At 67.9% G+C, this 25,174-nt stretch carries 25 protein-coding genes; 10 read left to right on the top strand and 15 right to left on the bottom strand.

Annotated features, from left to right (window positions below):
• From A5764_RS03355 to A5764_RS03340, 4 genes are all read left to right on the top strand, one after another.
• Nucleotides 1-705, top strand: coding sequence for an SDR family oxidoreductase (locus A5764_RS03355; RefSeq protein ID WP_067108480.1), 705 nt, complete (start codon nt 1-3; stop codon nt 703-705).
• Nucleotides 696-1,670, top strand: a complete 975-nt coding sequence (locus tag A5764_RS03350; RefSeq protein WP_231989590.1) for a glycosyltransferase family 9 protein — start codon at nt 696-698, stop codon at nt 1,668-1,670. The genes A5764_RS03355 and A5764_RS03350 overlap by 10 nt, the downstream gene beginning before the upstream one ends.
• A gap of 101 nt (nt 1,671-1,771) precedes the next feature.
• Nucleotides 1,772-3,076, top strand: a complete 1,305-nt coding sequence (locus tag A5764_RS03345; RefSeq protein ID WP_067108763.1) for a UDP-glucose/GDP-mannose dehydrogenase family protein — start codon at nt 1,772-1,774, stop codon at nt 3,074-3,076.
• 289 nt (nt 3,077-3,365) lie between these two features.
• Nucleotides 3,366-5,159 (top strand): thiamine pyrophosphate-requiring protein, encoded by a 1,794-nt coding sequence (locus tag A5764_RS03340; protein ID WP_067108470.1) that lies wholly within the window; start codon nt 3,366-3,368, stop codon nt 5,157-5,159.
• A 4-nt stretch (nt 5,160-5,163) separates the two neighbouring features.
• Here A5764_RS03340 and A5764_RS03335 read toward each other — a convergent pair whose 3' ends face one another.
• Both A5764_RS03335 and A5764_RS03330 read right to left on the bottom strand, forming a co-directional pair.
• Nucleotides 5,164-5,835 (bottom strand): UdgX family uracil-DNA binding protein, encoded by a 672-nt coding sequence (locus A5764_RS03335; RefSeq protein ID WP_067108459.1) that lies wholly within the window; start codon nt 5,833-5,835, stop codon nt 5,164-5,166.
• A 73-nt stretch (nt 5,836-5,908) separates the two neighbouring features.
• Nucleotides 5,909-6,469, bottom strand: a complete 561-nt coding sequence (locus A5764_RS03330) for a hemerythrin domain-containing protein (RefSeq protein WP_067108456.1) — start codon at nt 6,467-6,469, stop codon at nt 5,909-5,911.
• A gap of 226 nt (nt 6,470-6,695) precedes the next feature.
• Here A5764_RS03330 and A5764_RS03325 point away from each other — a divergent pair, with 226 nt between their 5' ends.
• On the top strand, nt 6,696-7,721 hold the full coding sequence (locus A5764_RS03325; protein ID WP_067108761.1) for a hypothetical protein: 1,026 nt from the start codon (nt 6,696-6,698) through the stop codon (nt 7,719-7,721).
• A gap of 17 nt (nt 7,722-7,738) precedes the next feature.
• Nucleotides 7,739-8,095, top strand: coding sequence for a hypothetical protein (locus A5764_RS03320; protein ID WP_067108453.1), 357 nt, complete (start codon nt 7,739-7,741; stop codon nt 8,093-8,095).
• 29 nt (nt 8,096-8,124) lie between these two features.
• Here A5764_RS03320 and A5764_RS03315 read toward each other — a convergent pair whose 3' ends face one another.
• The 3 genes from A5764_RS03315 to A5764_RS03305 are packed head-to-tail and all read right to left on the bottom strand — an operon-like array spanning nt 8,125 to nt 10,412.
• Complete coding sequence (locus A5764_RS03315) at nt 8,125-8,394, bottom strand: hypothetical protein (protein WP_067108450.1); 270 nt, start codon at nt 8,392-8,394, stop codon at nt 8,125-8,127.
• Between the two features lies 1 nt (nt 8,395).
• The gene (locus A5764_RS03310) at nt 8,396-9,886 is read right to left on the bottom strand and encodes a molybdopterin-dependent oxidoreductase (RefSeq protein ID WP_067108757.1); all 1,491 of its coding nucleotides are present in this window, start codon (nt 9,884-9,886) and stop codon (nt 8,396-8,398) included.
• 28 nt (nt 9,887-9,914) lie between these two features.
• On the bottom strand, nt 9,915-10,412 hold the full coding sequence (locus tag A5764_RS03305; protein ID WP_231989588.1) for an oxidoreductase: 498 nt from the start codon (nt 10,410-10,412) through the stop codon (nt 9,915-9,917).
• A gap of 129 nt (nt 10,413-10,541) precedes the next feature.
• Here A5764_RS03305 and A5764_RS03300 point away from each other — a divergent pair, with 129 nt between their 5' ends.
• Nucleotides 10,542-11,546 carry a sensor domain-containing protein gene (locus A5764_RS03300; RefSeq protein ID WP_067108447.1) on the top strand — a complete coding sequence of 335 codons (1,005 nt, stop codon included), beginning with the start codon at nt 10,542-10,544 and terminating at the stop codon, nt 11,544-11,546.
• A gap of 41 nt (nt 11,547-11,587) precedes the next feature.
• Nucleotides 11,588-12,559 (top strand): aldo/keto reductase, encoded by a 972-nt coding sequence (locus A5764_RS03295; protein ID WP_067108444.1) that lies wholly within the window; start codon nt 11,588-11,590, stop codon nt 12,557-12,559.
• Here the strand turns inward: A5764_RS03295 and A5764_RS03290 are convergent.
• The 4 genes from A5764_RS03290 to A5764_RS03275 all read right to left on the bottom strand — a co-directional run bounded on the left by A5764_RS03290 (nt 12,553) and on the right by A5764_RS03275 (nt 17,112).
• Nucleotides 12,553-13,308: an SDR family oxidoreductase gene (locus A5764_RS03290; RefSeq protein WP_082951450.1), complete on the bottom strand. Its 756-nt coding sequence runs from the start codon at nt 13,306-13,308 to the stop codon at nt 12,553-12,555. The two genes, A5764_RS03295 and A5764_RS03290, sit on opposite strands and share 7 nt — an antisense overlap.
• Nucleotides 13,309-13,410: 102 nt before the next feature.
• Entirely contained in the window at nt 13,411-15,561 is a 2,151-nt protein-coding gene (gene glgX / locus A5764_RS03285; RefSeq protein ID WP_067108438.1) for a glycogen debranching protein GlgX, read from the bottom strand.
• A gap of 136 nt (nt 15,562-15,697) precedes the next feature.
• Nucleotides 15,698-16,420, bottom strand: coding sequence for a GAF and ANTAR domain-containing protein (locus tag A5764_RS03280; RefSeq protein WP_067108435.1), 723 nt, complete (start codon nt 16,418-16,420; stop codon nt 15,698-15,700).
• Between the two features lie 317 nt (nt 16,421-16,737).
• On the bottom strand, nt 16,738-17,112 hold the full coding sequence (locus tag A5764_RS03275) for a helix-turn-helix transcriptional regulator (RefSeq protein ID WP_067108432.1): 375 nt from the start codon (nt 17,110-17,112) through the stop codon (nt 16,738-16,740).
• A gap of 141 nt (nt 17,113-17,253) precedes the next feature.
• Between A5764_RS03275 and A5764_RS03270 the strand changes: the two genes are divergently transcribed.
• A complete protein-coding gene (locus tag A5764_RS03270) occupies nt 17,254-17,703 on the top strand; it encodes an Hsp20/alpha crystallin family protein (protein WP_067108752.1) in 450 nt (149 codons plus the stop codon).
• 152 nt (nt 17,704-17,855) lie between these two features.
• Nucleotides 17,856-18,566, top strand: coding sequence for a PAS and ANTAR domain-containing protein (locus tag A5764_RS03265; protein WP_197501188.1), 711 nt, complete (start codon nt 17,856-17,858; stop codon nt 18,564-18,566).
• Here A5764_RS03265 and A5764_RS03260 read toward each other — a convergent pair.
• The 6 genes from A5764_RS03260 to A5764_RS03235 form a co-directional block, all read right to left on the bottom strand.
• On the bottom strand, nt 18,547-19,491 hold the full coding sequence (locus A5764_RS03260) for an NAD(P)H nitroreductase (RefSeq protein WP_067108429.1): 945 nt from the start codon (nt 19,489-19,491) through the stop codon (nt 18,547-18,549). The two genes, A5764_RS03265 and A5764_RS03260, sit on opposite strands and share 20 nt — an antisense overlap.
• Nucleotides 19,492-19,663: 172 nt before the next feature.
• Nucleotides 19,664-21,313 (bottom strand): GAF domain-containing protein, encoded by a 1,650-nt coding sequence (locus A5764_RS03255; protein WP_067108747.1) that lies wholly within the window; start codon nt 21,311-21,313, stop codon nt 19,664-19,666.
• A 217-nt stretch (nt 21,314-21,530) separates the two neighbouring features.
• Nucleotides 21,531-22,202 carry a response regulator transcription factor gene (locus tag A5764_RS03250; protein ID WP_067108745.1) on the bottom strand — a complete coding sequence of 224 codons (672 nt, stop codon included), beginning with the start codon at nt 22,200-22,202 and terminating at the stop codon, nt 21,531-21,533.
• Between the two features lie 361 nt (nt 22,203-22,563).
• On the bottom strand, nt 22,564-23,559 hold the full coding sequence (locus tag A5764_RS03245; RefSeq protein ID WP_067108426.1) for a nitroreductase family protein: 996 nt from the start codon (nt 23,557-23,559) through the stop codon (nt 22,564-22,566).
• Between the two features lie 78 nt (nt 23,560-23,637).
• Nucleotides 23,638-23,904 carry a hypothetical protein gene (locus tag A5764_RS03240; RefSeq protein ID WP_067108422.1) on the bottom strand — a complete coding sequence of 89 codons (267 nt, stop codon included), beginning with the start codon at nt 23,902-23,904 and terminating at the stop codon, nt 23,638-23,640.
• Nucleotides 23,905-24,028: 124 nt separating this feature from the next.
• The gene (locus A5764_RS03235) at nt 24,029-25,174 is read right to left on the bottom strand and encodes a cation:proton antiporter (RefSeq protein WP_067108419.1); all 1,146 of its coding nucleotides are present in this window, start codon (nt 25,172-25,174) and stop codon (nt 24,029-24,031) included.

Genomic DNA, 25,174 nt, shown 5'->3' with positions numbered 1-25,174 from the left:
ATGACGGCACAATCGCTCGAAGGTGTACTGATCACCGGCGGCTCGTCCGGACTCGGCGCCGCCACGGTGGCCGCGGTGGTCCGGCGCGGCGGCGTGCCGCTGGTCATCGACAAGAAACCGCCGGCCCCAGACGCACCAGACGTGGCGTACGCCGCCGCCGACCTGGCCGACACCGGCGCGGTCACCAGCGCCGTCGAGTCGCTGGCCGAACGGGTCGAGGGCCGGATCACCGGCGTCTTCAGCGCGGCGGGCATCGACTGCTGCGGCACCCTCGAGCAGGTGCCGGCCAAGGAGTGGGAACAGGTCATCGCCGTCAACCTGATCGGCACCGCCGCCGTCATTCGCGCGGCCCTGCCGTACCTGAAGGCCACCCGCGGGCGGATCGTCACGTGCGCCTCCACGTTGGGCATCAAAGCGGTCAGCGATGCCACCGCTTACTGCGCGTCCAAATTCGGGGTCGTCGGCTTCACCCGGGCGCTGGCGGCCGAACTGGCGGGCGAGGTGGGCGTGACGCTGCTCATCCCCGGCGGCATGCACACGCCGTTCTTCGACGGACGGCCCGACCAGTACAAGCCGCCGGCGGACGCCAAGCTCAACCGGCCCGAGAACGTCGCCGACACGGTGCTTTTCGCGCTCTCCCAGCCCGCCGGATGCGAGGTGCGTGAGATGGTGATCTGCGCCCCCACGGAGTCGTCGTGGCCCTAGGCCCGAAGGGCCGCCAGGTCCTCGAGGATGACGCGGCCGACACCATCGTCGTGCTGCGCGCCCTGGGGCTCGGAGACTTGCTGACAGCGGTGCCGGCCCTGCGGGGACTGCGCCGGCATTACCCCGACGCCCGGGTGATGCTCGCCGCTCCGGTGGGCTACCGCGAGCTGGCCTTGCTCACCGGCGCGATCGACGAGCTGCTGCCGACCGCCGGTCTGGGCGACCTGCGTCCGCTGCCGCGGCCCCCGGGGCTGGCCGTCAACCTGCACGGCTGCGGACCGGAAAGCATCGATCACGTGCTCACCTGGCACCCCCAGGCGGTGCTCACCCATGGCCATCGCCGTCACCCGGCCCTGCCGGGGCCGCCGTGGCGCGCCGAACGGCACGAGGTGCATCGCTGGTGCGCCCTGCTCGAGTGGGCCGGAATCCCTTGCAAACCAGACGATGTCGTGCTACCGCGGCCCCCGGTGTACCCAGACTGGACCGGGGGCGTGGTCATCCATCCCGGGGCGTCGGCACCGGCGCGTCAGTGGCCGCCCGAACGGTTCGCGGCAGTGGCGGCGGCCCTGCGCGACGAGGGCCACGAAATCGTGATCACGGGTTCGGCCAACGAATTCGAACTCGCGCATCGGGTCGCCACGGCGGCCCGGTTGCCGCGAACGGCGGTGGTGGCCGGCCTGCTTGACCTGATGTCGATGACCGCGCTGATCACCGACAGCCGGCTGGTGATCTGCGGCGACACCGGTGTCGCGCACCTGGCCGCCGCGACCGGCACGGCCTCGGTGGTGCTGTTCGGCCCCACCGCCCCCGGCCGGGAGGGGCCGCGCGGTCCGGCCCCCCACATCGCGCTGTGGGCGGGCGGCGTCGGTGACCCGCACGCCGATGTGCCACACCAAGGGCTGCTCCTGATCACGGTTGGCAGGGTGCTGGCCGCGAGCCGCCAAATCTTAAGGGAGACTGCATGAATCGCGCCGGCGACGATGCAGAGCGAAGCGATGAGGAGGAGCCGCGCCATGTCGTCGCCGGCGACGATGCAGAGCGAAGCGATGAGGAGGAGCGGCGCGCATTGAATAACGCACCGCGCGTCGGCGTGGTGGGGGCCGGCTACGTCGGTTTGACCACCGCGGTCTGCGTGGCCGCGCAGGGGCTGAACACCGTCGCGGTCGACATCGACCAGGACCGGGTGCGCAAGCTGGCGGCCGGGATCCCGGTGATCGACGAGCCGGAGCTGCCTGAGCTGCTTCGCGACGGGCTCGCCCGCGGTGGGTTGAGCTTTGTCGCCGACTTCGGCGCGCTGGCCGACCGCGACGTCGTCTTCGTCTGCGTGCCTACCCCGGCTGAAAAGGACGGGCGGGCGGACCTCAGTGCGGTGCGGTCGGCCGTCGACCGGCTCGGCGGCGTCCTTCGGCGCGGCGCCATCGTGGCGTTGAAGTCGACGGTGCCCGTCGGCACCACATCGGCGATGGCGGAATGCCTGCGCGACAACGGCATTCGCGTTGTGTCCACACCCGAGTTCCTGCGTGAGGGCCGGGCCGTGCACGACTTCCGGCACCCCGATCGACTCGTCATCGGCACCGATGACGAGTCGACTGCCGAGATGGTGGAACGCGCGTACGGCCTCGGCGCCACCCCGGTGCTGCGGATGAGCCCGGAGAGCGCCGAACTCGCCAAGTACGCCAGCAACGCCTTCCTGGCCGTCAAGCTCTCCTACACGAACTCGCTCGCCGCGCTGTGCGCCCGGGTTGGCGCCGACATCGAGGACGTGACCGGATGCATGGGTGCCGATCGGCGGATCGGGCCGGAATTCCTGCGGCCCGGGCCGGGCTGGGGCGGGTCCTGCCTGCCCAAGGACACCGCGGCGCTGCTGCACACCGCCCACCGCCATGGGGTGTCCTTCGTCGAGGTCGACGCCGCCCGGCGGACCAACACCGCCCAGGCCGAGCGGATCGCCACCGCCCTGCGAGACCGGATGGCCCGGCCCCTGGCGGGGTGCCGGATCACGGCGCTGGGGCTGACCTTCAAGGCCGACACCAGCGACACTCGGGACTCCCCCGCGCTGGCCGCCTGCCTGAAACTGGCCCATGCCGGCGCCCAGGTGATGGGCTACGACCCGCAGCTGCCCAACATCGATCCCGGCGTCCTGCACCGGGCCCAGGTGACCGCCGTCGACGACCCGTATCGGGCCGCCAAGGCGGCGGAGGCGATCGTCGTGCTGACCGAATGGCCGCAGTTCCGCGACCTCGACTGGCAAGCCATCGCGCACGACGCCCCGCAGGCGGTCGTCGTGGACACCAGGAACGCGCTGGACCCGGAAACCGTGCGAACCGCCGGCTTGACATACTTGGCAAACGGTGTGCCGCAAGGGTTTTGATAGCGAGGCCGGGCTGGCAAACCGGTACCTGCCGCCCGTGCCCGCTGCACCCGGCAGACGATTCACGCAACGGGCGCACTTCGCCGACAAGACCGATGAATAAGCGATGAATAAGCACGGCGATTGCGGGGTACGCCTCGCGGTGTGGTGAGTGCCGCCGCCGCATCACGCGGGGCCCGCCGGAAAGTCGAACACATGGCGATCCGGAGTCGATCAGTGCCGACCGACCGACGCGAGCGAAAAAACGCTCGCCCACATCACCCCAACAGTCTTGCCTAGGAGGCAAACGATGTCGAAACAAGAGGTCTCGGACTTCCTGCTGGAACGACTGCGGAGCTGGGGGGTTGAACACGTGTTCGCCTTCCCCGGCGACGGGATCAACGGGATCCTCGCCGCCTTCGGGCGCGCGGACAACAAGCCCATGTTCATCCAATCGCGGCACGAGGAAATGAGCGCCTTCGAGGCGGTGGGCTACGCGAAATTCAGCGACCGGGTCGGGGTGTGCATGGCCACGTCGGGACCCGGGGCGATTCACCTGCTCAACGGGCTCTACGACGCCAAGCTGGACCACGTTCCGGTGGTCGCCATCGTCGGCCAGACCAACCGCAGCGCCATGGGCGGGTCCTACCAGCAAGAGGTCGACCTGCTGACCCTGTTCAAGGACGTCGCCAGCGATTACGTCCAAATGGTCACCGTGCCAGAGCAATTGCCCAACGTCCTCGACCGTGCCATCCGGGTGGCAATGGCACAGCGCGCGCCGACGGCGTTGATCATCCCCGCCGACGTACAGGAGCTGGAGTACTCACCGCCCACCCACGCGTTCAAGATGGTGCCCTCCAGCCTGGGCATCGAGTGGCCCGCCGTCGACCCCGGCGACGCGGCCATCCAGCGCGCCGCACAGGTACTCAACGAAGGCAGCAAGGTGGCCATGCTGGTCGGCAACGGTGCGAGCGGCGCCCGCGATGAGCTCGTCGAGGTCGCCGAGCTGCTCGGCGCCGGGGCGGCCAAGGCGCTGTTGGGCAAGGACGTATTGAGCGACGAATTGCCGTGGGTCACCGGCTCTATCGGCCTGCTCGGGACCCGGCCCAGCTACGAGCTGATGCGGGACTGCGACACCCTGCTCACGGTCGGTTCCAGCTTCCCGTACACGCAGTTCCTGCCCGAGTTCGGGCAAGCCCGCGCGGTGCAGATCGACGTCGACGGCCGCTTCATCGGCATGCGCTACCCGTATGAGGTCAACCTCGTTTCCGACGCCAAGGCGGCGCTTCGGGCACTGATTCCCCACCTGCGCCGCAAGGAGGACAGGAGCTGGCGCCAGACGATCGAGGCCAATGTGGCCCGGTGGTGGGAGACCATGGAGATGGAATCGAAGGTCAGCGCCGACCCCATCAACCCGATGCGGATGTTCTCCGAACTCTCCCCGATGCTGCCCGAGGACGCCATCGTCACGGCCGATTCCGGGTCGGCGGCCAACTGGTACGCGCGTTGCCTGAAGTTCCGCGGCAACATCCGGGGCTCACTGTCGGGGACCCTCGCCACGATGGGCCCCGGTGTCCCGTACGCGATCGGCGCCAAGTTCGCTCACCCGCGCCGGCCCGTCATCGCGTTCGCCGGTGACGGCGCCATGCAGATGAACGGCATGGCCGAGCTGATCACGATCAAGCGGTACTGGCAGGAATGGGGCGACCCCCGACTGATCGTGGCGATCCTGCACAACAACGACCTCAACCAGGTCACGTGGGAGATGCGGGCGATGGCCGGCTCCCCGAAATTCGCCGAGTCGCAGAACCTTCCCGACGTGGACTTCGCCGGGTTCGCTGCCAGCCTGGGCCTCGGTGCGATGGCCATCAAGGACCCGGACGAACTGGGGGATGCGTGGCGCAACGCGCTCTCCGCGGACCGCCCCACCGTGCTCGACGTCTACACCGACCCCGACATGCCGCCGATTCCGCCGCACGCCACCTGGGACCAATTCAAGGCGGCGACCACCGCGGTGCTGTCCGGTGACGAGGACCGCGTCGGCTTCGTCAAGGTGGGCCTGAAAACCAAAGCGCAGGAGTTCCTCCCACACAGGAAGAGCTGACGGGCTAAGAAGGCGAATAGGCGTTGCGCGCGCTGCGCAGGTCGTCGACGAATAGCCGGTAGGCCTCCTCGCGGGACTCGCTGCGGTCCCGCAGCACCGACGAGGGGTGCACGGTCGCGACCACGATCGGCTCGGGCGTCAGGTCCAGGCCGACCTCCTGGGGCAGCCCGACGACCTGACCGCGCTCAGCGGACACCCGAAAGGCCGGTCCGAGAAGGGATTGCGCGGCGGTGGCGCCGAGGCAGACGATGACCTGCGGGCGCACCGCTTCGATCTCGGCGATCAGCCACGGCCGGCACGCGACGACCTCGGTGCGGCTCGGCTTTTGGTGGATCCGCCGCTTGCCGCCCTTGCGGGTGAACTTGAAATGCTTGACGGCGTTGGTCTGATAGCTCAGCGTCGGGTGGATGTCGGCCTCGTCGAGTGCCCGGGCCAGCAGTCGCCCCGCGGGCCCGACGAACGGCAGGCCCGCGCGGTCCTCCTGGTCACCCGGCTGCTCGCCGACCAGCATGATGGGCGCCCCCGGCCGGCCGTGACCGAAGACCGTTTGGGTGGCGTCGGCGTAAAGCGGGCAGCCGTGGCACCGGTCGGCCGCCGACTTCAGCGAATCCAGGCCGCGATCTTGGGGTAGGTAGCGCGCGGCGCTGGTTGTCTTCGCTGTTGATGATCGTGTCACGGGAGATAGCCCAGGGCCGTCATGTCCCTGGGCATACCCCTGCGTATCGGTGGGAAACGCTGGGCTGGGTCGGCTAGCCCTTCCCCATGATGGCGTCCCGCGCGCGGTCCAGCATCGCCGCGAACGGGCCCGCGGCCAGGTTGGCCGCCTGGGATTCGACGCCGGCGTGCGGGCGGGTGGGCGCGATCGCCTCGGCGAGCTTGGCGGCGCGGCCCATCCGTTTCAGCTCGTCGTCGCTCAATTCCTCACCCAGCCGCGCGAATTCATCGGACTCCTCGTGCTCGGCGTGGTCCACCACCGCGTCCCGCAGCTGCGTCAGCAGGCGGGTGAATTCCTCGCTGTCGACGTCGAGCTTTTCCAGCTTCTGCAGGACCGTCTTGGCCTCGTGCTCTTCTTCCAAGCGCTTCTCCACCACCGCGGCGCCGTCGCCGATCTTCCGCTTGGCGCGCGGGTGAACGATCTCCTCCTCGGCGGTTTCGTGCACGGCGAGCAGTCTCCGGAGCTCGACGAAGGCCTTCTCTCGCTCTTTGCCTGAGGCCGCGAGCGTTTCGGCGAACAAAGACTTGATCTGCTCGTGCTGGCTGACGAGAAAGTCGACCACATCGGTGGGCGACTTGATGGCACTGTGAGCCATATGTCCTCCCCTTCTGCCCATCATCTTTGGACGATCAGCGCGCGGGCTGTTGCGCGCTGTCTAGCGGGCTACCCGACCGTCGCGAGCACCAAACGGTCCGCGTGCAGCGCGGTCGACAGGTGTGAACTGCCCTGGTGGGGGTAGTGCTTTGGGCAAAACACAGCGAAAGGCCGGTGAGCAGATCGTGGTCGTCGGAGCGGACCCCGCGACGAGGCGTCGCGCGCGATTGCTGCGCCGCTGGGCGGTGGCCGGTGCCGCGCTCGTCGCCGCGGGTTGCGCCGTCCCGGGATCGTCGCTGGAGAGCGGGCCCGAGGTGGTGTCGTGGTCCGTCGGGGCGCCGCTGAGCCAGCCGGTGTGGTCATACAGCACGCACAACCTCGTCGCGATCACCGACGATCACCGGCTCGCCGAGGTCACCCCCGGCGACCGTCCCGGGGACGCGAAGACGCGGCTGTCCGCGCCCATGCCGGTGGGACGCGACCTGCAGATCAGCCAGGACGACCGGGTGGTGTTCGTGCCGCAACCCGAGCGCGCCCGGGTTGCCGTCGTGGACCTGCAAAGCCTGCGCCAGGTCAGCGATTTCGATGCCGGCCCAGCTCCGGCCTACCTGTCGGAGGACGCGGGGATGCGGGTGTTGCTCGCCCTGTCGGCCGATGGGACGTCGGTGACGCCGGTGGACCAGTACGGATTTCGGAAACTGCCGACCGCCGGGATCACCGGCGATCCCGCCGACAGCATCGACGGCGCGAACCGCGGCCGCGACATCGACTATCACCTGTACGCGCCGTCCGGGATCCGCTACTACAAGGGCTCCTCGTCACCGCCCAGCGAACGCGGCTCGCTGGGCATCGATGTCGCCGTGTCGGCGGGCGACGGCGCCGCGGTGAGCCGCAGCTATGTGGCCGGCCGCGACGACAGCGTGCTTTACGCCGTTGACGCACGCCGTGGCGACCACGGATTGGAGGTGCTGGCGAGCGCGCGATTGCCGGGACCGATCCGCGAGCTGGGCACCGACGACAGCCGGATCTACGCGGCCACCGACCACGCGCTGGTGGTGCTGCAGACGGCGACGTTCACCGGCTTTCCCGACCGCACGATTCCCATCATCCGGGTCATCGACTACCGGGCGGCGCTGCCCGGCGGCGAGGCGCGGTCGGCGCGACCGTCGGGGATGGCCATCGGCCCCCACCGCGTATATCTCACCCTGGCCGCGGCGCCCTACGTGGTCAGCATCGCCAAGCCCCACCTGTAGCCGCGGAGGAGACACCGATGAGCGCGACACAAGACCAGACCCGCACGGCGATCGAGATCGACGACGACGTGGAATTGATCAACGAACAGATCAAGGCGCTCAAGGAACTTGGCAGGCAAGACGACCAAGCACCGATAAGCGAAGGCCAGCGCTACGACTTCAGCATCAGGTGGGGCACGGTGCTGGCGGGGCGGCTACGGCGGCTGGTGCATTACAGCTCGCTGGGCGAGCTCGACGACGCCGGCGAGCGCACGTTCCATGCGGTGTGCGACGAGCTGCGCGGTTTGTCCCACCTGATCGACCGGTTCCGGCTCGCTCAGCCGAGGTTCAGCGAGAGCCCGCCGGCCCGCGCGAGGCGTTTTCGCCGCGGTTGACACCGCTCGGCGGTTGTCACCGCTCGAGACTACGACCCGAGAAAGTCCTTCTCGCCCACCACGATCCCGGTGCGGGGCTTGGCGCAATCGGGGTTGCGGCAGGTCAGCGCGATCATGTACGCGTCGGGCTCCTCGTCGAGGAACAAAAAGCCCAGGTATAGGGCGTCACCCACGTCGAATTCCTTTGCGCCGCAACACTCGCAGTGCCCGCCCTTGGCCGCGATCTGCTCCGAGACCCGTTCGCGTGCGGCCCGGTCCAGGTCGATGAGTTCGGGGCGCACCGCCGCGTCGTGACGCACGCTAGATCTCCACGTCCTTGTCGTAATGGACGTTGTCCTCCCGCCAGCCGCCCAGGCCGTAGCCGATGCCGCGGTGGTCGTCGACGAACTCGATCTGGTTGATCCATTTGGCCATCTTGAAGCCGACCTGGGTCTCCACCCGCAGCCGCAACGGCGCACCGTGCTTGATGGGCAACGGTTTTCCGTTCATCGCATAGGCCAGGATCGTCTGCGGCTTGTCCACCATTTGGAGATCGATCACCTCGTAGAACTGTCCCTCCCCTTCCGCGCTCGGCTCGTCGCGGCCGGTGTCCTGCATCGTCAGGAAGCACACGAAGCGCGCCTGGGGCAGCGGGCGCACCAGGTCGGCCAGCGCGGCCAGGGGCAGGCCCTGCCACTCGCCGATGCTGGTCCAACCCTGGACGCAGTTGTGTAGGACGCGTTGCCGCTGGGGTTGGGTCAGCGCGCGCAACGCGGGCAGGTCCAGGGTCACCGGGTTCTCGACGAGCCCCCCCACCCGCAGTCGCCAGTCGACAAAGTTGTGCACCGCCATCACCTTGTATTCGGCCGAGCACGGCGGTTTGCCATTGACGCGGTGTTCCTCCGAGAGCATCCTTTCCGGATAGTCCTGCCGAGAGTCCAGCGGGCGCAACAGGATCAGGCGGACCCGGGTGGTCACTGCGCCGAGTATGCGGCGCACCTGCACCGGCCGGCGCAGGCTCCACACCGTGGCCGCGACATGGACGGCGACGATCGCGCCGATGATGGCGAACGAGCACGCGGTGGCCCAATTGAGGTTGCGCACCGAGCCGAAGATCATCGAGGCGTTGAGCTGCCCCCAGCCCCAGAAGAACACCATGGACAGGTGGATCATGATGAATACGCCGAACGCGACCAGCCCGAGGAAATGCAGGCTGCGCGCGGCTTGCCGCCCGCCCCAGAGGCGGACGAACCAGGGGAACCGGGCCTCGATCGCCGGGGATTGGGCCGCGCCGGTGAGGATCTGGAACGGGGCGAGTACGAAGATGACGCCGGCGTAGGTCAGCTTCTGGATGGCGTCCAGCGGTTCACCGGGAAGCAGCGGGGGCAGATTGAACGTCGCGTAGGTGACGATGTCGTTCAACGCCTCGGGAAAGATCGACCACGAGTAGGGCCAGTACCGGTGCCACTGACCGGTTGCAAACAGCAGGATGTAGTAGGAAAGCCCCACCAGGATCCACCCGATCACCGAGATGAAGTGCCAGTGCCGCCCCATGCCGAGTCTCTTGTGGCCAGGCAGGGCCACCAGCGAGCTGTAGGCCTCCTCTTCGTCGAGGGTGTCGTAGAGCCGGTCGCTCGGCATGGTCTTGGTGGTGAAGCGGGCCCACTCCGTCCCGGGCTTGCTGTCCTCGCGCCAGTACAGCTTGGGGTGGGTCGACAGGATCTCGATGCCGCTGCGCAGGAGCAGCGTCAGAAACAAGACGTTGAGCCAATGCTCGACGCGTAGCCACGCCGGGTAGTCAAGCGTTGTCATGGCCTGGGTCATCCTGGAAAAGCCCCGCTCAGTCCTCCCAGTGCTGCCGGTGCGGATAGGCGGCATTGATGCCCAGCAGCACCGACGCGTGCAGTGCGATGAATGCGCACGCGAAGGCGAGCGCGAATGTCACCGGCGCCACGTCCCAGCGTCCGGTCACGCCCGTCAGTCCGGGCAGGCTGGCCCACCGGGTGGCGACGTCGACGCCGAGAACGACGGCCGAAAGCAGGCTGCCGAAAAGCCAACTCGCTTGTGGCACACGGGGATTACGGCCGAACCCCATCCCGCCGGCGATCAGCACACATCCGACGATCACGACGGCGGCGTAGCCGGCGAAGTACCACGGCAGCGTGTCTTGGCGGGTCAGCAGATAGGCGTGCGAGGCGGCGACGCCGAGCAGCAGGACCGCCCCCAATCCCGTTACCACCCTGGGCAGGTCGAAGGCGATGTAACCGCCGAGGCTCAGCATTCGAAACAGCCGGCTGCGGTGCCAGTTTTCTGGCCACGACTCGACGAGAAAACCCACCGTGCGCGGTTACCCGGCCGGGGATTCCTCAAACGCCGGCCTGTAGAAATTCCAGTTTTCAGCCGCGCCCCGAAAAGCGCACCGTCGGCTACATTTTGGTGAGGCTGCCAGGCTAAGGAGGCCACTGGCGTGACGGACCCGCAGGACCCTATCGGGTACGGCCCATTCAGTTACGACCCGCTCGGCCGCGTGCCACCCGCGGGGCCGCCCGCGCAGCCGCCGGCCTTCACACCACCTCCTGCGCCGCCGCACCGCCCGCCCGCCAACGCATTGGCGACGCTGTCGCTGGTGTTCGCTTTCGTGTTCCCGCCCGCCGGCGCGATCCTGGGCCACCTGGGGCTCGCGCAAATCCGCCGCACCGGTGAGCCGGGCCGCGACCGCGCCCTGGCGGGGGTGATGCTGTCGTATGCGTTCATCACGCTGACCGTCCTCGCTCTGGTCACGTGGGCCACCCTCGCCGCCTTGCCGGCCCCGTCCGGCCGGAACGCCGCGTCCCCCACGACCACCACGACCGCAGCTCCTTCCGGACCGACGGTCGAGCCGCCCACCGTCGCGGCGCTGCTGCCCAGCGTCACCGATCTCAAGAACATCACCGCCGATCAGAATCTCGAGGCCGGCCCCACGCGGGACCGTGCCGGCAGACCCGGCGCGGAGGGCACCATCGACCGCCCGGAGTGCTGGGGAAGCATCGCCGCCGGGACGCCGGATGCCTTCACGGCCGACGCGATCGCCGGCTACCACGCGGCAAAATTCTCCGACACCCGCAGCCTGCTCAAGTCGGTCGAAGTCGTCCTGGCGGTCCTCGCCTTTCGTGATCCGCCGGCTGCCCAATCGCAACTGGCGAACGCGCTGTCCGGCTGGCGCCAATGCGGAGGCTCGACCGTGACGGCGACGCTTTCCGGCGGCCCACCGATCCACTATTCGGTGGGCAGTCTCGCCGATGCCGGCAACGGCATCACCACGCTGGACCTCGCGCCCAAGGGGCTACAGGTCCGGACCACCCGCGCGATCGGGGCTAAGGCCAACGTCGTCGTCGACCTCGCGGTGAGCTGCGGCGGCACGACCGACGCCGAACGGTCGCGGCAATCGGCGGTCAGCATCGCCAACTACGTGCTCAACAAGATCCCCGGCTGACGGCGGGCCGGGCGACCGATTGCCTCGCCTAGGGTGGAGCTATGAAATATCTCGACGTCGACGGGGTCGGACGGGTCAGCCGAATCGGCCTGGGCACCTGGCAGTTCGGGTCGCGCGAGTGGGGGTACGGGGACGGTTACGCCACCGGCGCCGCGCGCGACATCGTGCGGCGCTCCCGCGCCCTGGGGGTGACCCTGTTCGACACGGCCGAGGTGTACGGGCTGGGCAAAAGTGAACGGATCCTCGGCGAGGCGCTCGGCGACGAGCGCGCCGAGGTCGCGGTGGCCAGCAAGATCATGCCGGTCGCGCCGTTCCCGGCGGTGATCAAGCAGCGCGAACGCGCCAGCGCGCGGCGCCTCGGGCTCGACCGCATTCCGCTCTACCAGATCCACCAGCCCAATCCGGTGGTCCCCGATTCGGTGATCATGCCGGGCATGCGCGACCTGCTCGACGACGGCAAGATCGGCGCGGCCGGCGTCTCGAACTACTCGCTGGCGCGGTGGCGCAAGGCCGACGCCGCGCTCGGGCGCCCGGTCATCAGCAACCAGGTGCTTTTCTCGCTCGCCCACGCCGATGCGCTCGACGACCTCGTCCCTTTCGCCGAGCGCGAGAACCGCATCGTGATCGCCTACAGCCCGCTCGCGCAGGGGCTGCTGGGCGGCAAGTACGGCGTGGACAACCGTCCCGGTGGCGTCCGCGCGGTGAACCGGCTGTTCGGCACCGAGAACCTGCGCCGCATCGAGCCGCTACTGCAGACGCTGCGCGACGTCGCCGCCGAGGTGGGCGCCAAGCCGGCCCAGGTGGCGCTGGCCTGGCTGATCAGCCTGCCGGGCGTGGTCGCCATTCCCGGCGCCTCCAGCGTCGAGCAGCTCGAGTTCAACGTCGCCGCCGCCGACATCGAGCTGCGCCCGGAGTCCCGCGACGCGCTGACCGACGCGGCGCGGGCCTTCAGGCCGACGTCGAACGGACGTTTCCTGGCGGAAAAGGTGCGCGAGCGGTTAGGCCGTCACTGAGCGAACGCCGCCGGGCTGCCGGGCGCCCCTCTGACGACCACGAGGGGCATCGACGTCGCCGCGCCGGTGCGCAGGATCGTGTACACCACTTCGAGGAGGTCCTCGACGGGCATCAACTTGCCGGGCATGCAGCCCCGCGAAGTCCACAGCGGGTGGGCCTTCCTGGCGAGCTCCATATCCCAGCCGATGTTGAATCCCGTTTGGCCGTCGCCCTCGCCGCCCGTGCACTCCCCGGCGATGAGGCAGGTGAAGCCGATGTCGGGGTGTTCGGCCCGCCACGTTTCGACGAGTCTCTCGAGCGCTGCCTTGCTGACGCCGTACGCTCCGAGACCCGGCCACGGCGGTCCAAACGTGCCGGCCGGGGATGAGAGGTAGATCGCGGTGCCCGCGGAAGCCGTCAGGTGTGGCACGGCCGCCGCCGTCACCAGCGCCGCGCCGATGACATTGGTATCGAAGACGCGCCGCCAGGTTTCGGCATCGGTGTCGACCATGCGGACCAGCGGACCTATGGCCGGTGTGTAGACGAGGTTGTCGATCCCGCCAAGCGCGTCGGCGGCATCTGTGATGGCCGATCGGCAGGACGACTCGTCGGTGACGTCGCATTCGACGGCGATCGTGCCCGGCCCCGCCTCGTTGGCCGCCGCCTCGATGCGCTCGCGGCGCCGGGCGAGCAGGGCGACCCGGTCGCCGCGCTGCGCGAGGCCGACACCTATGCAGCGCCCGAGTCCGCTCGAGGCGCCGACCACCACTGTCCTTGACATATTCGTTCTCTCCTGTAACGAGCCGCTGGAGGCACAGCGTATCGGTCAGGAGGCGGTGACGTAACACTCGGGCGGATCTATGTAACCCGCTCAGCCTCCGTCCGGGCAGTGCAGCACCACGGCGGTGTAGGCGTCCACTGTGAGCTTGCCTCCCCCGGGCACTTCGTCGGCGGGCGTCTCCTCCTCCGGCCCGGTGAACACCAGCAGCCGCCAGGCGGCACCGAATTCCTTTGGCGGAAGCGTGAATTCGATCGGATCGTGGTGGGCGTTGAAGCACAGCAGGAACGAATCATCGAGCACCCGCTGGCCCCGCGCATCGAGGTCGGGGATGCCGTGGCCGTTGAGGAACACCCCGACCGACTTCGCGAATCCCGCGCCCCAGTCCTCGTCGGTCATCTCGGTGCCCTCGGGGGTGAACCAGGCGATGTCGGGCAGCCCGTCCTGGCCGCGGCGGCCCAGCGGCTTGCCGGAAAAGAACCGGCGCCTGCGAAACACCGGGTGGTCGGCGCGCAATGCGGACACCACGCGGGTGAACTCCAGCAGGCCGCCATCGGCATGGGCCCAATCGATCCAGGTGAGCTCGTTGTCCTGGCAGTAGCCGTTGTTGTTGCCCTGCTGGGTGCGGCCGAGCTCGTCGCCGTGGCAGATCATTGGCACACCCTGGGAAAGCAGCAAGGTGGTCAGGAAGTTGCGCTGCTGACGGGCGCGCAGCTCGTTGATGCCCGCGTCGTCGCTGGGTCCCTCGGCGCCGCAGTTCCACGACCGGTTGTGGCTCTCCCCGTCGTTGTTGTCTTCGCCGTTGGCCTCGTTGTGCTTTTCGTTGTAGGACACCAGGTCGCGCAGCGTGAACCCGTCGTGGGCGGTGACGAAGTTGATCGACGCGACCGGCCTGCGCCCGGAATGCTCGTAGAGGTCGGCCGATCCGGACAGCCGATAGGCGAACTCGTCGAGCGTCGAGGGCTCACCGCGCCAGAAGTCGCGCACCGCGTCGCGATACTTGCCGTTCCATTCCGTCCACTGCGGCGGGAAATTGCCCACCTGGTAGCCGCCCGGTCCGACGTCCCACGGCTCGGCAATGAGCTTGACCTGGCTGACCGTCGGATCCTGTTGCACCAGTTCGAAGAACGCCGCCAGCCGGTCCACGTCGTAGAACTCGCGGGCCAGCGTCGCGGCCAGGTCAAACCGGAAGCCGTCGACGTGCATTTCGGTGACCCAGTAGCGCAAGGAGTCCATGATCAGCTGCAGCGCGTGCGGATGCCCGACGTTGAGGCTGTTGCCCGTGCCGGTGTAGTCCATGTAGTAGCGCTTGTCATCGTCGACCAGCCGGTAGTACGCGGCGTTGTCGATCCCGCGCATCGACACGGTCGGGCCCAGGTGATTGCCCTCGGCGGTGTGGTTGTAGACCACGTCGAGGATCACCTCGATGTCCGCCTCGTGCAGGGCCCGCACCATCGCCTTGAACTCCTGCACCTGACCGCCGGGGGATGTCGCGCTGGAGTACTTGAAGTCGGGCGCAAAGAATCCGACGGTGTTATAGCCCCAGTAGTTGGACAGTCCCTTGTCGACCAGCGTGGAGTCGTTGGCGAAATGGTGCACCGGCATCAGCTCGATCGCGGTGACGCCGATGCTCTTGAGGTGGTCGATGATCACCGGGTACGCCAGGGCCGCATACGTGCCGCGCAGCTGCTCGGGGATGTCCGGGTGGGTTTGCGTCAGGCCCTTGACGTGCGCCTCGTAGATGACCGTGTCGGCATACTGGTGGTCCGGCGGGCGGTCATTGCCCCAGTCGAAGAACGGGTTGATGACCACCGACTTGGGCATGAAGGCGGCGGAGTCGTCGTCGTTGCGGCTGTCGGGGTCGCCGAAGTTGTAGCTGAATAGGGCTTGGTTCCACTCGAAGGAGCCGTCGATGGCCTTCGAATAGGGGTCCACCAGCAGCTTGCTCGGGTTGCACCGCAAACCGTTCTGCGGGTCGTACGGGCCGTGGACGCGGTAGCCGTAGCGCTGGCCGGGCTCGATGTTGGGTATGTAGGCGTGCCAGACGAATCCGTCGACCTCGGGCAGCGTTACTCGGCTCTCGCTGCCGTCGGTGTCGAACAGGCACAGCTCCACCCGTTCGGCAACCTCGCTGAACACCGCGAAGTTGGTGCCCGCGCCGTCATACGTCGCGCCCAGCGGATAGGCCTTGCCCGGCCACACTTCACCGGTGGGCGTGGGGGCGACGTTTCCTGGGCCGGTCATGGGCGAGTTGATACCCTGCCGGGGCAGCGGGCAAACCCGGCGAACGGGCCGATTGGCGCCGTCCGGCGTCGACGGCGGAAAACGCCTTGGCGCACAGGGTTTTTCGGGCCCAGACGGGCTGTGGACGCTATGGCAGCTATGCGCCGCGCTCCGCGTGATGGCAGCGCTTGAGCGGATGCTCGCCGTCGATCAGCGCTTTGGCGATGTCGATCACTTTGGTGTTTGACTGCTGCGACAGCCGGGTGAGGAGCTCGAACGCCTCATCAGCATCGAGATTGAAGCGCTCCATGATCACCCCTTTGGCCTGACCGATGGTGTCGCGTGAGGCCAAAGCGCTGCGGAACTGGTCTTGGCGGCGCAGCATCGACCACGCCAGGGCGACGTGACTGGCGAAAATGCCACCCAGCTCTAGTGATTCGTCGTCGAACGCGCGTGGGGCCTCGGCATAGAAATTCAGCGCGGCGATCGTGGTGCCATCGACGAGCAACCCGTACGCCAAGATCGAGCGGATCGGGGTCTGCTCGAGCGCGCACCGCTGATACCGCGGCCATCGCCGGTCGGCGTTCAGATCGTCGACACGGATCATGTGATGCTCCCGGATGGCGGCGAGGCACGGCCCTTCCCCGTACCGGTTCTGGATCACATCCAGCAGTATCGGATAGCGATGCGTGGCGGCCACGCTGGTGACCGCGTTGTTCTTGTCGGCCAGGCTGATCCCCGAATACTGGCAGCCCGGAATGTGCCGGACGCCGCTGTGGACTAGCTCGTTCAGCCCGACGCGCGTTTCCGTTTCCTGGCGGCCAAGGTCGGCGACCAGTCCCGCCAGCTGAGCGACTATGGTGCTGTTGCCGTGTGGCATGACATCACCCCCTGAGGTCCCGGGCCATCCGGGTGCCCCGGTGATCGACCCGGACGGGCGGAGGTATGGCCGGTCCCGATGCGATGCCGCGATCTGGCATGCAGATGCCGGTTGCGCCGTCACTTGGTCCCGAACGCCGTCGTGACTGGCACCCGTGCGCATTACCGCCCCGTCAGATCCGTGCCGCCCTTGTGTCGGGGTCGCGGCGACCGATTCAACGTGTCTACGCACAAAACAAAGTCTATTAGCCGCATAACGAAGTGCAAAGCCGCTGACGAACACCAACCGGCTGAGGCGCGAAAGTTGCCTGGGCGGGGTCAGCCCGCGTCATAGTGGTTTCGCTTCTTCGGTCGCGCGCCCTTCGCGGCGTTGCGCAGCGAGCGGTTGGTGGTTCGCAGGTTGGTGTTGGCCTCCGAGAGTGCCGCATTGTCGTCTTCCAGGCTCAGGATGCGGGCGATGCCGGCGAGGTTGACCCCGGCGTCGACGAGTGCGCTGATGCGCTGCAACCGGGCCAGGTCCTCCGCGCTGTAGCGCCGGGTTCCGCCGTCGCTGCGGGCCGGCGTCAGCAGTCCGTGCCGTTCATAGAGGCGCAGCGACTGCACCGCAACGCCGGAAAGTTCGGCGGCCACAGAGATTCCGTACACGCCCTGATCGGGCGCCGGCGCACCGTTGTCGCCAGTTTCTTCCGTCATCGGGATCTCCCTAGTCACTCGCACAGAAAACCTATTTATCACACTTGCACTCTACTGTCGAGAGTGCTATATAAAATCTATGTCGTTGGACATAGAAACAACCAGCTTCACAACATTGGATTGGAGTGAGAGGTGACCGCCATGCTGATGCGTTCCGACCCGTTCCGTGACCTCGACCGCTTCGCCCAGCAGGTGATGGGCACGGCCGCCCGTCCCGCGGTGATGCCGATGGACGCCTGGCGCGAGGGAGAGCAATTCGTCGTCGAATTCGACCTGCCGGGCATCAACGCCGATACGCTCGACATCGACATCGAGCGCAACGTGGTGACCGTGCGCGCCGAGCGCCCCGCCGTCGATCCGAATCGCGAGATGCTCGCGACCGAGCGGCCCCGTGGCGTGTTCAGCCGCCAGCTCGTGCTGGGCGAAAACCTCGACACGGACAAGATCGAGGCGTCCTACCAGGAAGGCGTCCTGAGGCTGCGAATCCCGGTGGCCGAGAAGGCCAAGCCGCGCAAGATTTCGGTCGCTCGCGGCAATCGACACCAGGCCATTGACGAGAACTCGTCGAAGCGGGAGGTCATCGACGCCTGAATCAACCGGCGTCGGGGCGGCGAGTGCGGCCCGGCACCCGGCTTCAGTCGGGTGCCGGCCTGCCGCAGCAGCCGTCCGCGCCGCCCGCGGCAGGGCACCGATCGAACCTCGCGACCGGTGAATGGGAACCCGAGGAGATGAGGTCCACGACGATGAAATGGGAACTTGACGGCCAAACACCCAACGTCGAGCGGGCATTGGCCGGCGGTGTGCCGCAACAGGTGGGCTGGTTCCGGTTCTACTTCGCCGATCAGCGGTGGGAATGGTCCGAGCAGGTCCAGCGGATGCACGGCTACGAGCCGGGCACCGTCACCCCGACCACCGAGCTGGTGCTCGCGCACAAGCACCCCGAGGAACGCGGCCAGGTCGCGGCCACCATCGATCAGATTCTGAACACGCACGAGGCGTTCAGCACCCGCCACCGGATCATCGACACCGGGGGCCACGTGCACCACATCGTGGTCGTCGGTGATCAGCTCTTCGACGACGATGGCGAAATCATTGGGACGCACGGGTTTTACGTCGATGTGACTCCGCTACCCGAGCAGGCGCAGGAGGACCTTGTCACCGCGAAGCTGGCCGAGATCAGCGAAAACCGCGCCAGCATCGAACAAGCCAAGGGCATGCTGATGCTGGTCTATGGCATCAACGACACCGCCGCTTTCAACTTGCTGAAATGGATGTCGCAGGAAGCCAACGTCAAGCTGCGGCTGGTGGCCGAGCGGATCGCCGACGACTTCCGCGGCGCAGGCGTAGACCTCAACGCCCAGTCGGAATTCGATCACCTGCTGCTCACCGCGCACCAGCGCATCCGCCGCTCAGGCGGCCGGCCGTCACGCGCCGTCAAGCGCGAAACTGGATGACCTCGGTCAGCAAGCGCCGACCCGTGGGCTCGACGTGGTGGCCGTCAGCCGGTGACTTACCGACCCGGATCAGCAGCTGGGGTCGGTCGGCGGTTCCGGTGATCTGCGCAATGGTATTGCGGCTGACCGCCATTTCGGTCATGTGAGTCAGCGTGCAAGTGGCCATGCCGGCCACGGTGCAGTCGAGCAGTACCGCCGACAGCGCCTCACCGCAACGCAAGACGTCCAGCCGCGCATCGTCGTGGTGGGTGGATAGCAGAAGGATCGTCGAGTGGTCGCGGTCGACGGCGGCGCGGCGCTCGCCCCTCGAGCCGCACAGCAGAGCGCTGGCCGGCACGTGCGTGGCGTCCGACTCGAACGGCGCAGTCCACCAACGCAATTCGGAGAGGTAGGTCGTGTCGTAACGGCGCAACGCCTCGCCGAGCCGGGAGGCGGCTCCAAGCGTCGGTCGAGCGTCGTCTTCAACCACGTCGAGCATCACCTCCAACGGGAGGACGGAGCGCCGCAGCGCGTTCTCCAAGGCCGGCCATGCCCGCGGAGCCGCGAACGGTAACCGGTCGGTGCGGCGGCGGCGGATGGCGGCGGCCCGCTCCTGATCTGCCTGCGTCACGGCAGCGAGGGGCCGGAATCGGAGGGACGCCAGGTGGTCGGGTTCAGCGGGATCCGGGAGACGCTCGGTGGCGCTGTCCCACCCGGCGGCCGCCATCGCGACCCTGACATGATCGAGAACGGCGCCGCAGCTCAACGTCATTTCCCGGCCCGTGCGGTCGGTGGCGTGCACCATCCGGCGTGGGTCGGCCCACAGGTGCAGCCTTCCGCCCTCGACGACCCACCGCCACGGCCGGCTGTTGTGCAGGGAAGGCGCCCGGCTCGCCAACATCACCGCGTCGCGGAGAACTCCGGGTTTCGGAGCCTTCATCAGCATTGTCGACCACCCCATTTAGCTTCTGACGTCGACACTATTGATCCGGTTCGTCGTGCCGCAGGGCCGTTGGTCCCCAACGGCCGGGGCGTTCGACTCTCTAGAACGGCACCGTCGGATTCGTCGAACTGCGCGGCACCGCTATCGTCCCGGGCCGCCCGGGTCGCGAATTCGGCTAGCCGGTCAGCGGCACGGTCCAATGGACCCGGGTGCCGCCCTCGGGCGGAGTGGTGATCTCGCAGCTGCCGCCGAGTTGTTGGGCGCGGTGCTTGATGTTGGCCAGACCACTGCTGCGCGAATTGTCTGCCGGTATGCCGGAGCCGTTATCGCAGATGGCGAGGATGAACATGTCGGCGACGCTGATCTCGACGGTCAGCCGCGACGCACCGGAGTGGCGAAGGGCGTTGCTGACGGCTTCCGTGGCGACCGCTTCGGCGTGCTCGGCGAGTTCACCACCGACGGCGCTCATCGGCCCCTGTATGCGCATTGTCGTGACAATGTCGCGATTTTCGGTCAAGTCGGCGACCAGTCGCTGAATCGTCTGCCGAAATCCGCCATCCCTCCCCAGCGGGGACTTGAGCTGGAAAATGGTCGAACGGATCTCCTCGATGATGGTTTGGAGATCGTCCAGCGTGCGGTTGAGCCGCTCTGCCAACTCGGCCGAGCGCGTCCTGGCCAGCGTGCCCTGCAGGTCCATGCCGGCCGCGAAAAGCCGCTGGATGACATGGTCGTGCAAGTCGTGCGCGATGCGCTCACGCTCGGCGAGGATGGTCAACTGGCGCGCGTCCTCACGGGCCGCCGCCAGCACGAGGGCGATCGCGGCGTGCGTGGCGAAATCGCTCACCAGGGCGAGATAGCTCTCGTCGAAAGGTGGCTGGTCGGCGCCGCGGGCGACCGCGATCACGCCCGCGACCTGATCGTCGGCGCGTAGCGGCATGACGATGGCGGGCCGCTGCCCGACGTCGGTGAACGCCTGGATCGGGTACCTGAACGACTCCGTGATGAGCGGTTTTCCGGTGCGGAAAACTTCCCCGCTGGTGGATCCGTCCACGGGAACTTCCTGGCCGATCACCTCGTCGGCGTGGACCCCCACCGCTGCGGACACCACCAGCGTGTCGGTTTCGTCGTCGGGCAGGTCGGCGTCGGCCGGAACGAGCACGATCGCCTGCTCGGCATCGGTCAACGTCCGCGCGCGTTCGGCGATCAGCTGCAGCGGACGCCGATGCGGCCCGGCGGTGGACAACAGCGCGGTGGTGATCTCGCGGCTTGCCTCCATCCACTTCAGCGACAACCGCTCCCGGTCGAACCGTCGCGCGTTATCGATGGCGACCGCGGCGGCAAACGCCAGCGCGCGGGCGGCGACCTCGTCGGAATCGGAAAACTCCCGCGCCGGATCGTCATGGGTCAGATAAAGGTTGCCCAACACGGTCCCGCGGATGGTGATCGGCACCGCGAGAAAAGACCGCATGGGCGGGTGGTGCTCGGGAAACCCGACGGAAGCCGGGTGGCTGGTCAGGTCCGGCATGCGCAGGGCCGGCGCGTCGAGGAGGGACAGGCTGAGCAACCCCTTGCCCACGGGCAGATGCCCGATGAGCCGGACGGTGTCCGCGTCGATTCCCTCGTGGACGAATTCGAGCAGGTCACCGTCGGGATCGCGCAGGGCCAGGGCGCCGTAGGGGGCAGAGGTCAACTCCCGGGCCGAGGCGACGATCCGATGCAAGGTGGCATCGAGATCGCCGACATCCGCGCCGATCTCGACGAATACGCGCAGCAGCTGCTCCATCTGATCGCGCGCCGCCAGCAACTCGTCGAGCTGCTCATGCATCCTGTCGACCAGCCCGCGCTGGCCGAGACCAGCAAAGGCCGAACTGCGTTCGTCGTCGGCCACCCGACTCGATACCTCCGCGCCTCAGCACCGTGGCAGCTTGCGCCGGCAAACATCGATACCAAGTAAGCGACGCGAAGATGCCCTGCGTCAGCTTAACCCCCGCGGGTGTTGTTGCACCCAGGTTTCCGTCAGGGCGCCAATCCCGGTTGCCCGGCTATTCCTGCGGCGTCGCCGTCGGCGTATGGGGCATCCCGGCGCGCCGATCCAACCTCGACGCGAACACCGCGGCCTGGGTCCGCCGCTCCATGCCGAGTTTGGCCAGCAATCGCGACACATAGTTCTTCACCGTTTTCTCGGCAAGGAACATCCGGGCAGCGATCTGCCTGTTGGTCAAACCCTCGCTGAGCAGGCTAAGCAGGGTTCGCTCCTGTTCGGTCAACCCGGACAACGGGTCATCGCGTTCCGCTGTGCCCCGAAGTTTGGCCATCAGGGCCGCGGCCGCGCGGTTGTCCAGCAACGATTTGCCCGCCCCGACCTCTTTGATCGCGTGGGCGAGCTCCATGCCTTTGATGTCTTTGACGACGTAGCCGCTGGCACCCGCCAGGATCGCCTCGAGCATCGCCTCGTCGGAGGTGAACGACGTCAGCATCAGGCACCGCAGGTCCGGGTGATCGGACACCAGGTCGCGGCACAATTCGATTCCGTTTCCATCGGGAAGGCGCACGTCGAGTACGGCGACGTCGGGCTGCAGCGCCGGTATCCTCGCTTTCGCTTCGGAAATCGAACCGGCTTCGCCGACGATTTGGAGGTCGGGGTCCGCTGCGAGCAGATCGGCAAGACCGCGCCGCACGACTTCATGGTCATCGACGAGGAAAACCTTGACCATTAGCAGCCCTTCCTGCCGGGCGTCCGGGGCCAGAGTCACGGCATCACCGACTCGATCTCCCATGTTGTCATATCGATCGGCCTCATAAATGGTGTTGATTTGACGATTACCGGCGAGGAGTCGACGTCCTGCGTCGCGCCTATGGACCCCACCGGCGGTCAAAGGCGTTGGTCGAGCATGTTCCGCCGCCTAAGACGTCGCCGACGCGGCCAAACGTCCCTAGCCCGGCCCGCGCGGCCGCAGGTGCTGATCAGAGCCGGGATAGCGCCGCCGATGGAAGCCCTGCCGCCACCTACGCCGCGGCGTCCGGCATGCGATGTCTTGAAAATCGCGTAGACATCGAGCGATTGACCGTTGACGTTCAGCGCTCTTCGGCGTCTTGCTCGTGCATCCACTCGACGAAGTCGGAGAGGTCGCGTCGTGGTGTCGCCGGCAGGGGGTCGGCGTCGATCGGCGGCCACCCCACCCTCAGCAGCATCTGCGGATAGTCCTCACCACCGAAAATGTTGGAGCGAACCAACTCCCGCGTTTCGGCAACCTCCAGCGGTTCGGTGACCGGGCAGCTGGCCAGCCCCAACGATGTCGCGGTGAGCAGCACGACGCTGGTGGCCTCACCGGCCCGCAGCTGCGTCACGCGGTCATCGGAGCGGGTCCCCAGCGCCAGCACGACGGCGTTGTCGTCGGCCGACGATGCGTCCGGCGGCATGGGTAGCGCGGGACCGGCGAAAATCCGGCCCGGAATCTTGGCCGTGGGATCCGATACCGGCTTATTGCGGGCCGGTACACCCGCCACCGATGCGTAGCGCCCGCTCCATGCCGTCGGCTCGGCCAGATAATCGTCGTTCGGGTGCTCCCAAACGGACTGGGACACAATTTTATGCAGCTTGTCGAGGTCTTCGACCCGGCACAGGGTCGCGCCGTTTCGCGCCGCCCGCGCGGCCATTAGTGCGATGTCGCCCACCGGCACCGGCCAGTCACTGTAGTGGCGCCGATCGGTGCGACGGCGCGGTATGGCCGCGGCGAGCGCTATGTCGACGGCGTCGGCGGGGTAAGGCGACGATTCGATCGCGGCAAGGTGATTGGGGTCGGCCGGATTCGGCATCCGAGTCACCTTGGATCGCCACCCGACGGCCGCGAAAGCGGCAACGCAGTGATGCAGCGCAGTACCGCAACTCAAGATCAGGTCTCGGCCGTCCGGGTCGGTGTTGGGCAGTTGCCTGTCCGGGGCGGCGTAGAGATGCAGGCTCTCCGCGTCTACGCGCCACCGCCACGGCTGCGCGTTATGAACCGAGGGCGCCCGAGACGCCAGCATCAGGACCGTCCGGATAGTGCCGGCATCCGGGAATCGCGCGTTCATGGGGCTCGTTCCCTTCGGTCAAGCGTGCCACTTCTACGGTCGCAAAATCCCGCCGGCCCGCACGAGGGCAGGAAGGCTCTAGGCAAAGGGACTTTGTGCCACAGCAACGTCGACGGATAGCTGGTCAGCGACGGCATAAGCTACGGCCCAGTCACCCACGCACACGGCTTGGGCCAAATCGTCGACCAGTGGGCTGTGGGCGCCGAGCTCGGCCAGCCAGGCCGACACGGTCGGTGCGATGTCGCGGCCGGGCACCTGGACTGTGCGCCCGTCATGCAGGCGGTCGGTGACGCTGTACAAGGGCCCCCCGCGGCCGATCCGCATCAGATACGCTGCCACCCTCATCACAGCCTCCTCGCTCCCCTGGAATATTCATCCGACCACTGCGCCGGCCCGCGCCGTAGGGCCGAACGGATGCGGATGGCAGGTGCTTCGGTCGTCTCGAGGTCCCGTTCCGAAGGGACCTTTGTCACACGCGCGCCGAGGGCCGGCGCGCGGCCACCGCGCCGGCGATCGATGTGGCGGCGATGGTCAGCAGCGCCCCGAACATCAATGCCGCCGATTCACCCGCCGCGAGCAGGTGTTCCTCGGCACCGATGGTGGCGGCGGCCACCGGGACGCCGAGCTGGGCGGCCGAGAGCACCCCCAGCGTCAGCGGCTGGCCGAGCAGCCTTCCGGTGCAATGCGCCAGGACCGCACCCAGGCCCAGGCCGGCTCCGAGCAGGATGAATTTCGGGTGCGAACCCAGGTCGCGGACCTGCAGCGTGGCGCCCAGCCAGACGAAGAACAGCGGGCCGAAGAACCCCTCGGTGATGCCGAAGAGCTGGCGCGCCAGCCGCCGCGGCTCCCCGATCAAGGCGATCACCAAACCCAGCGCGAAGCCCGCCAGCATGATCGACACGTGGGTGTTGGCCGCCAGTGCCGCCAGCGCGAACAGCACGACGAGGTTGGTCCGCAATTCCAGCGCGAATCGGCGGTCTTCGGAGTAGCGGTGCACCCGCTGGCGCCACCCTCGGCGGTCGACCACCCGAAGGAGCGCGTACAGGAGGACCGCACAGCCGGCGATCGCCAGCGCGCCGAGCGCCGCCGTCGGCGCCCGCCGGATGTCAATCACCAACGGCAGCAACACGATACAGGCGGCATCGGCGATGGCGATCTGCGCGGTCACGGAAAGCACGTGCGGTCCGCGCAGCCGCAGCGAATCGATCACCGGCAACGCCACCGCCGCCGACGACGAGGCCATCAGTACCGCATAGAGCGCCGCGTGGCCGGTGCCGAACGCGGTCGCCAAACCGATGCCGAGCGCCACCGCGACGCCCGCGGCCAGCGCCGCCCTCGCCATGGCCCGCGGCACCGCCGAGCGCAGCGCGCCGCCGCGCACCGGGACATGGGTGCCGACGACGAACATGACCAATGCGAAGCCGATGTTCGCGAGTAGCTCAAGGGTGGGGTGGGCGACGTCGACGACGCCGAAGCCCGTCCTGCCGACGACGAGCCCCGCGGCCAGCTCACCGATGATGACCGGAATCCGCAGCCGCGGTAGGGAAGCCAACAGCGGACCGGCGAAACCTATTGCCGTCAGTAGCGCGAGGGTGTGGAAGCCGAAGCCCTGCAC

The organism is Mycobacterium sp. 852002-51057_SCH5723018 (assembly GCF_001667035.1).
Classification (GTDB): domain Bacteria; phylum Actinomycetota; class Actinomycetes; order Mycobacteriales; family Mycobacteriaceae; genus Mycobacterium.
The sequence above is the reverse complement of the archived record's forward strand: the minus strand, read 5'-3'. Positions and strand labels throughout refer to the sequence as shown.

Excerpts from the sequence above, each read along its gene's own strand:
- A5764_RS03355 (WP_067108480.1), top strand. The coding sequence starts at position 1 with ATGACGGCACAATCGCTCGAAGGTGTACTGATCACCGGCGGCTCGTCC.
- A5764_RS03340 (WP_067108470.1), top strand. The coding sequence starts at position 3,366 with ATGTCGAAACAAGAGGTCTCGGACTTCCTGCTGGAACGACTGCGGAGC.
- A5764_RS03330 (WP_067108456.1), bottom strand. The coding sequence starts at position 6,469 with ATGGCTCACAGTGCCATCAAGTCGCCCACCGATGTGGTCGACTTTCTC.
- A5764_RS03320 (WP_067108453.1), top strand. The coding sequence starts at position 7,739 with ATGAGCGCGACACAAGACCAGACCCGCACGGCGATCGAGATCGACGAC.
- A5764_RS03310 (WP_067108757.1), bottom strand. The coding sequence starts at position 9,886 with ATGACAACGCTTGACTACCCGGCGTGGCTACGCGTCGAGCATTGGCTC.
- A5764_RS03295 (WP_067108444.1), top strand. The coding sequence starts at position 11,588 with ATGAAATATCTCGACGTCGACGGGGTCGGACGGGTCAGCCGAATCGGC.
- glgX (WP_067108438.1), bottom strand. The coding sequence starts at position 15,561 with ATGACCGGCCCAGGAAACGTCGCCCCCACGCCCACCGGTGAAGTGTGG.
- A5764_RS03280 (WP_067108435.1), bottom strand. The coding sequence starts at position 16,420 with ATGCCACACGGCAACAGCACCATAGTCGCTCAGCTGGCGGGACTGGTC.
- A5764_RS03275 (WP_067108432.1), bottom strand. The coding sequence starts at position 17,112 with ATGACGGAAGAAACTGGCGACAACGGTGCGCCGGCGCCCGATCAGGGC.
- A5764_RS03270 (WP_067108752.1), top strand. The coding sequence starts at position 17,254 with ATGCTGATGCGTTCCGACCCGTTCCGTGACCTCGACCGCTTCGCCCAG.
- A5764_RS03265 (WP_197501188.1), top strand. The coding sequence starts at position 17,856 with ATGAAATGGGAACTTGACGGCCAAACACCCAACGTCGAGCGGGCATTG.
- A5764_RS03260 (WP_067108429.1), bottom strand. The coding sequence starts at position 19,491 with ATGCTGATGAAGGCTCCGAAACCCGGAGTTCTCCGCGACGCGGTGATG.
- A5764_RS03255 (WP_067108747.1), bottom strand. The coding sequence starts at position 21,313 with ATGCATGAGCAGCTCGACGAGTTGCTGGCGGCGCGCGATCAGATGGAG.
- A5764_RS03250 (WP_067108745.1), bottom strand. The coding sequence starts at position 22,202 with ATGGTCAAGGTTTTCCTCGTCGATGACCATGAAGTCGTGCGGCGCGGT.
- A5764_RS03245 (WP_067108426.1), bottom strand. The coding sequence starts at position 23,559 with ATGAACGCGCGATTCCCGGATGCCGGCACTATCCGGACGGTCCTGATG.
- A5764_RS03240 (WP_067108422.1), bottom strand. The coding sequence starts at position 23,904 with ATGAGGGTGGCAGCGTATCTGATGCGGATCGGCCGCGGGGGGCCCTTG.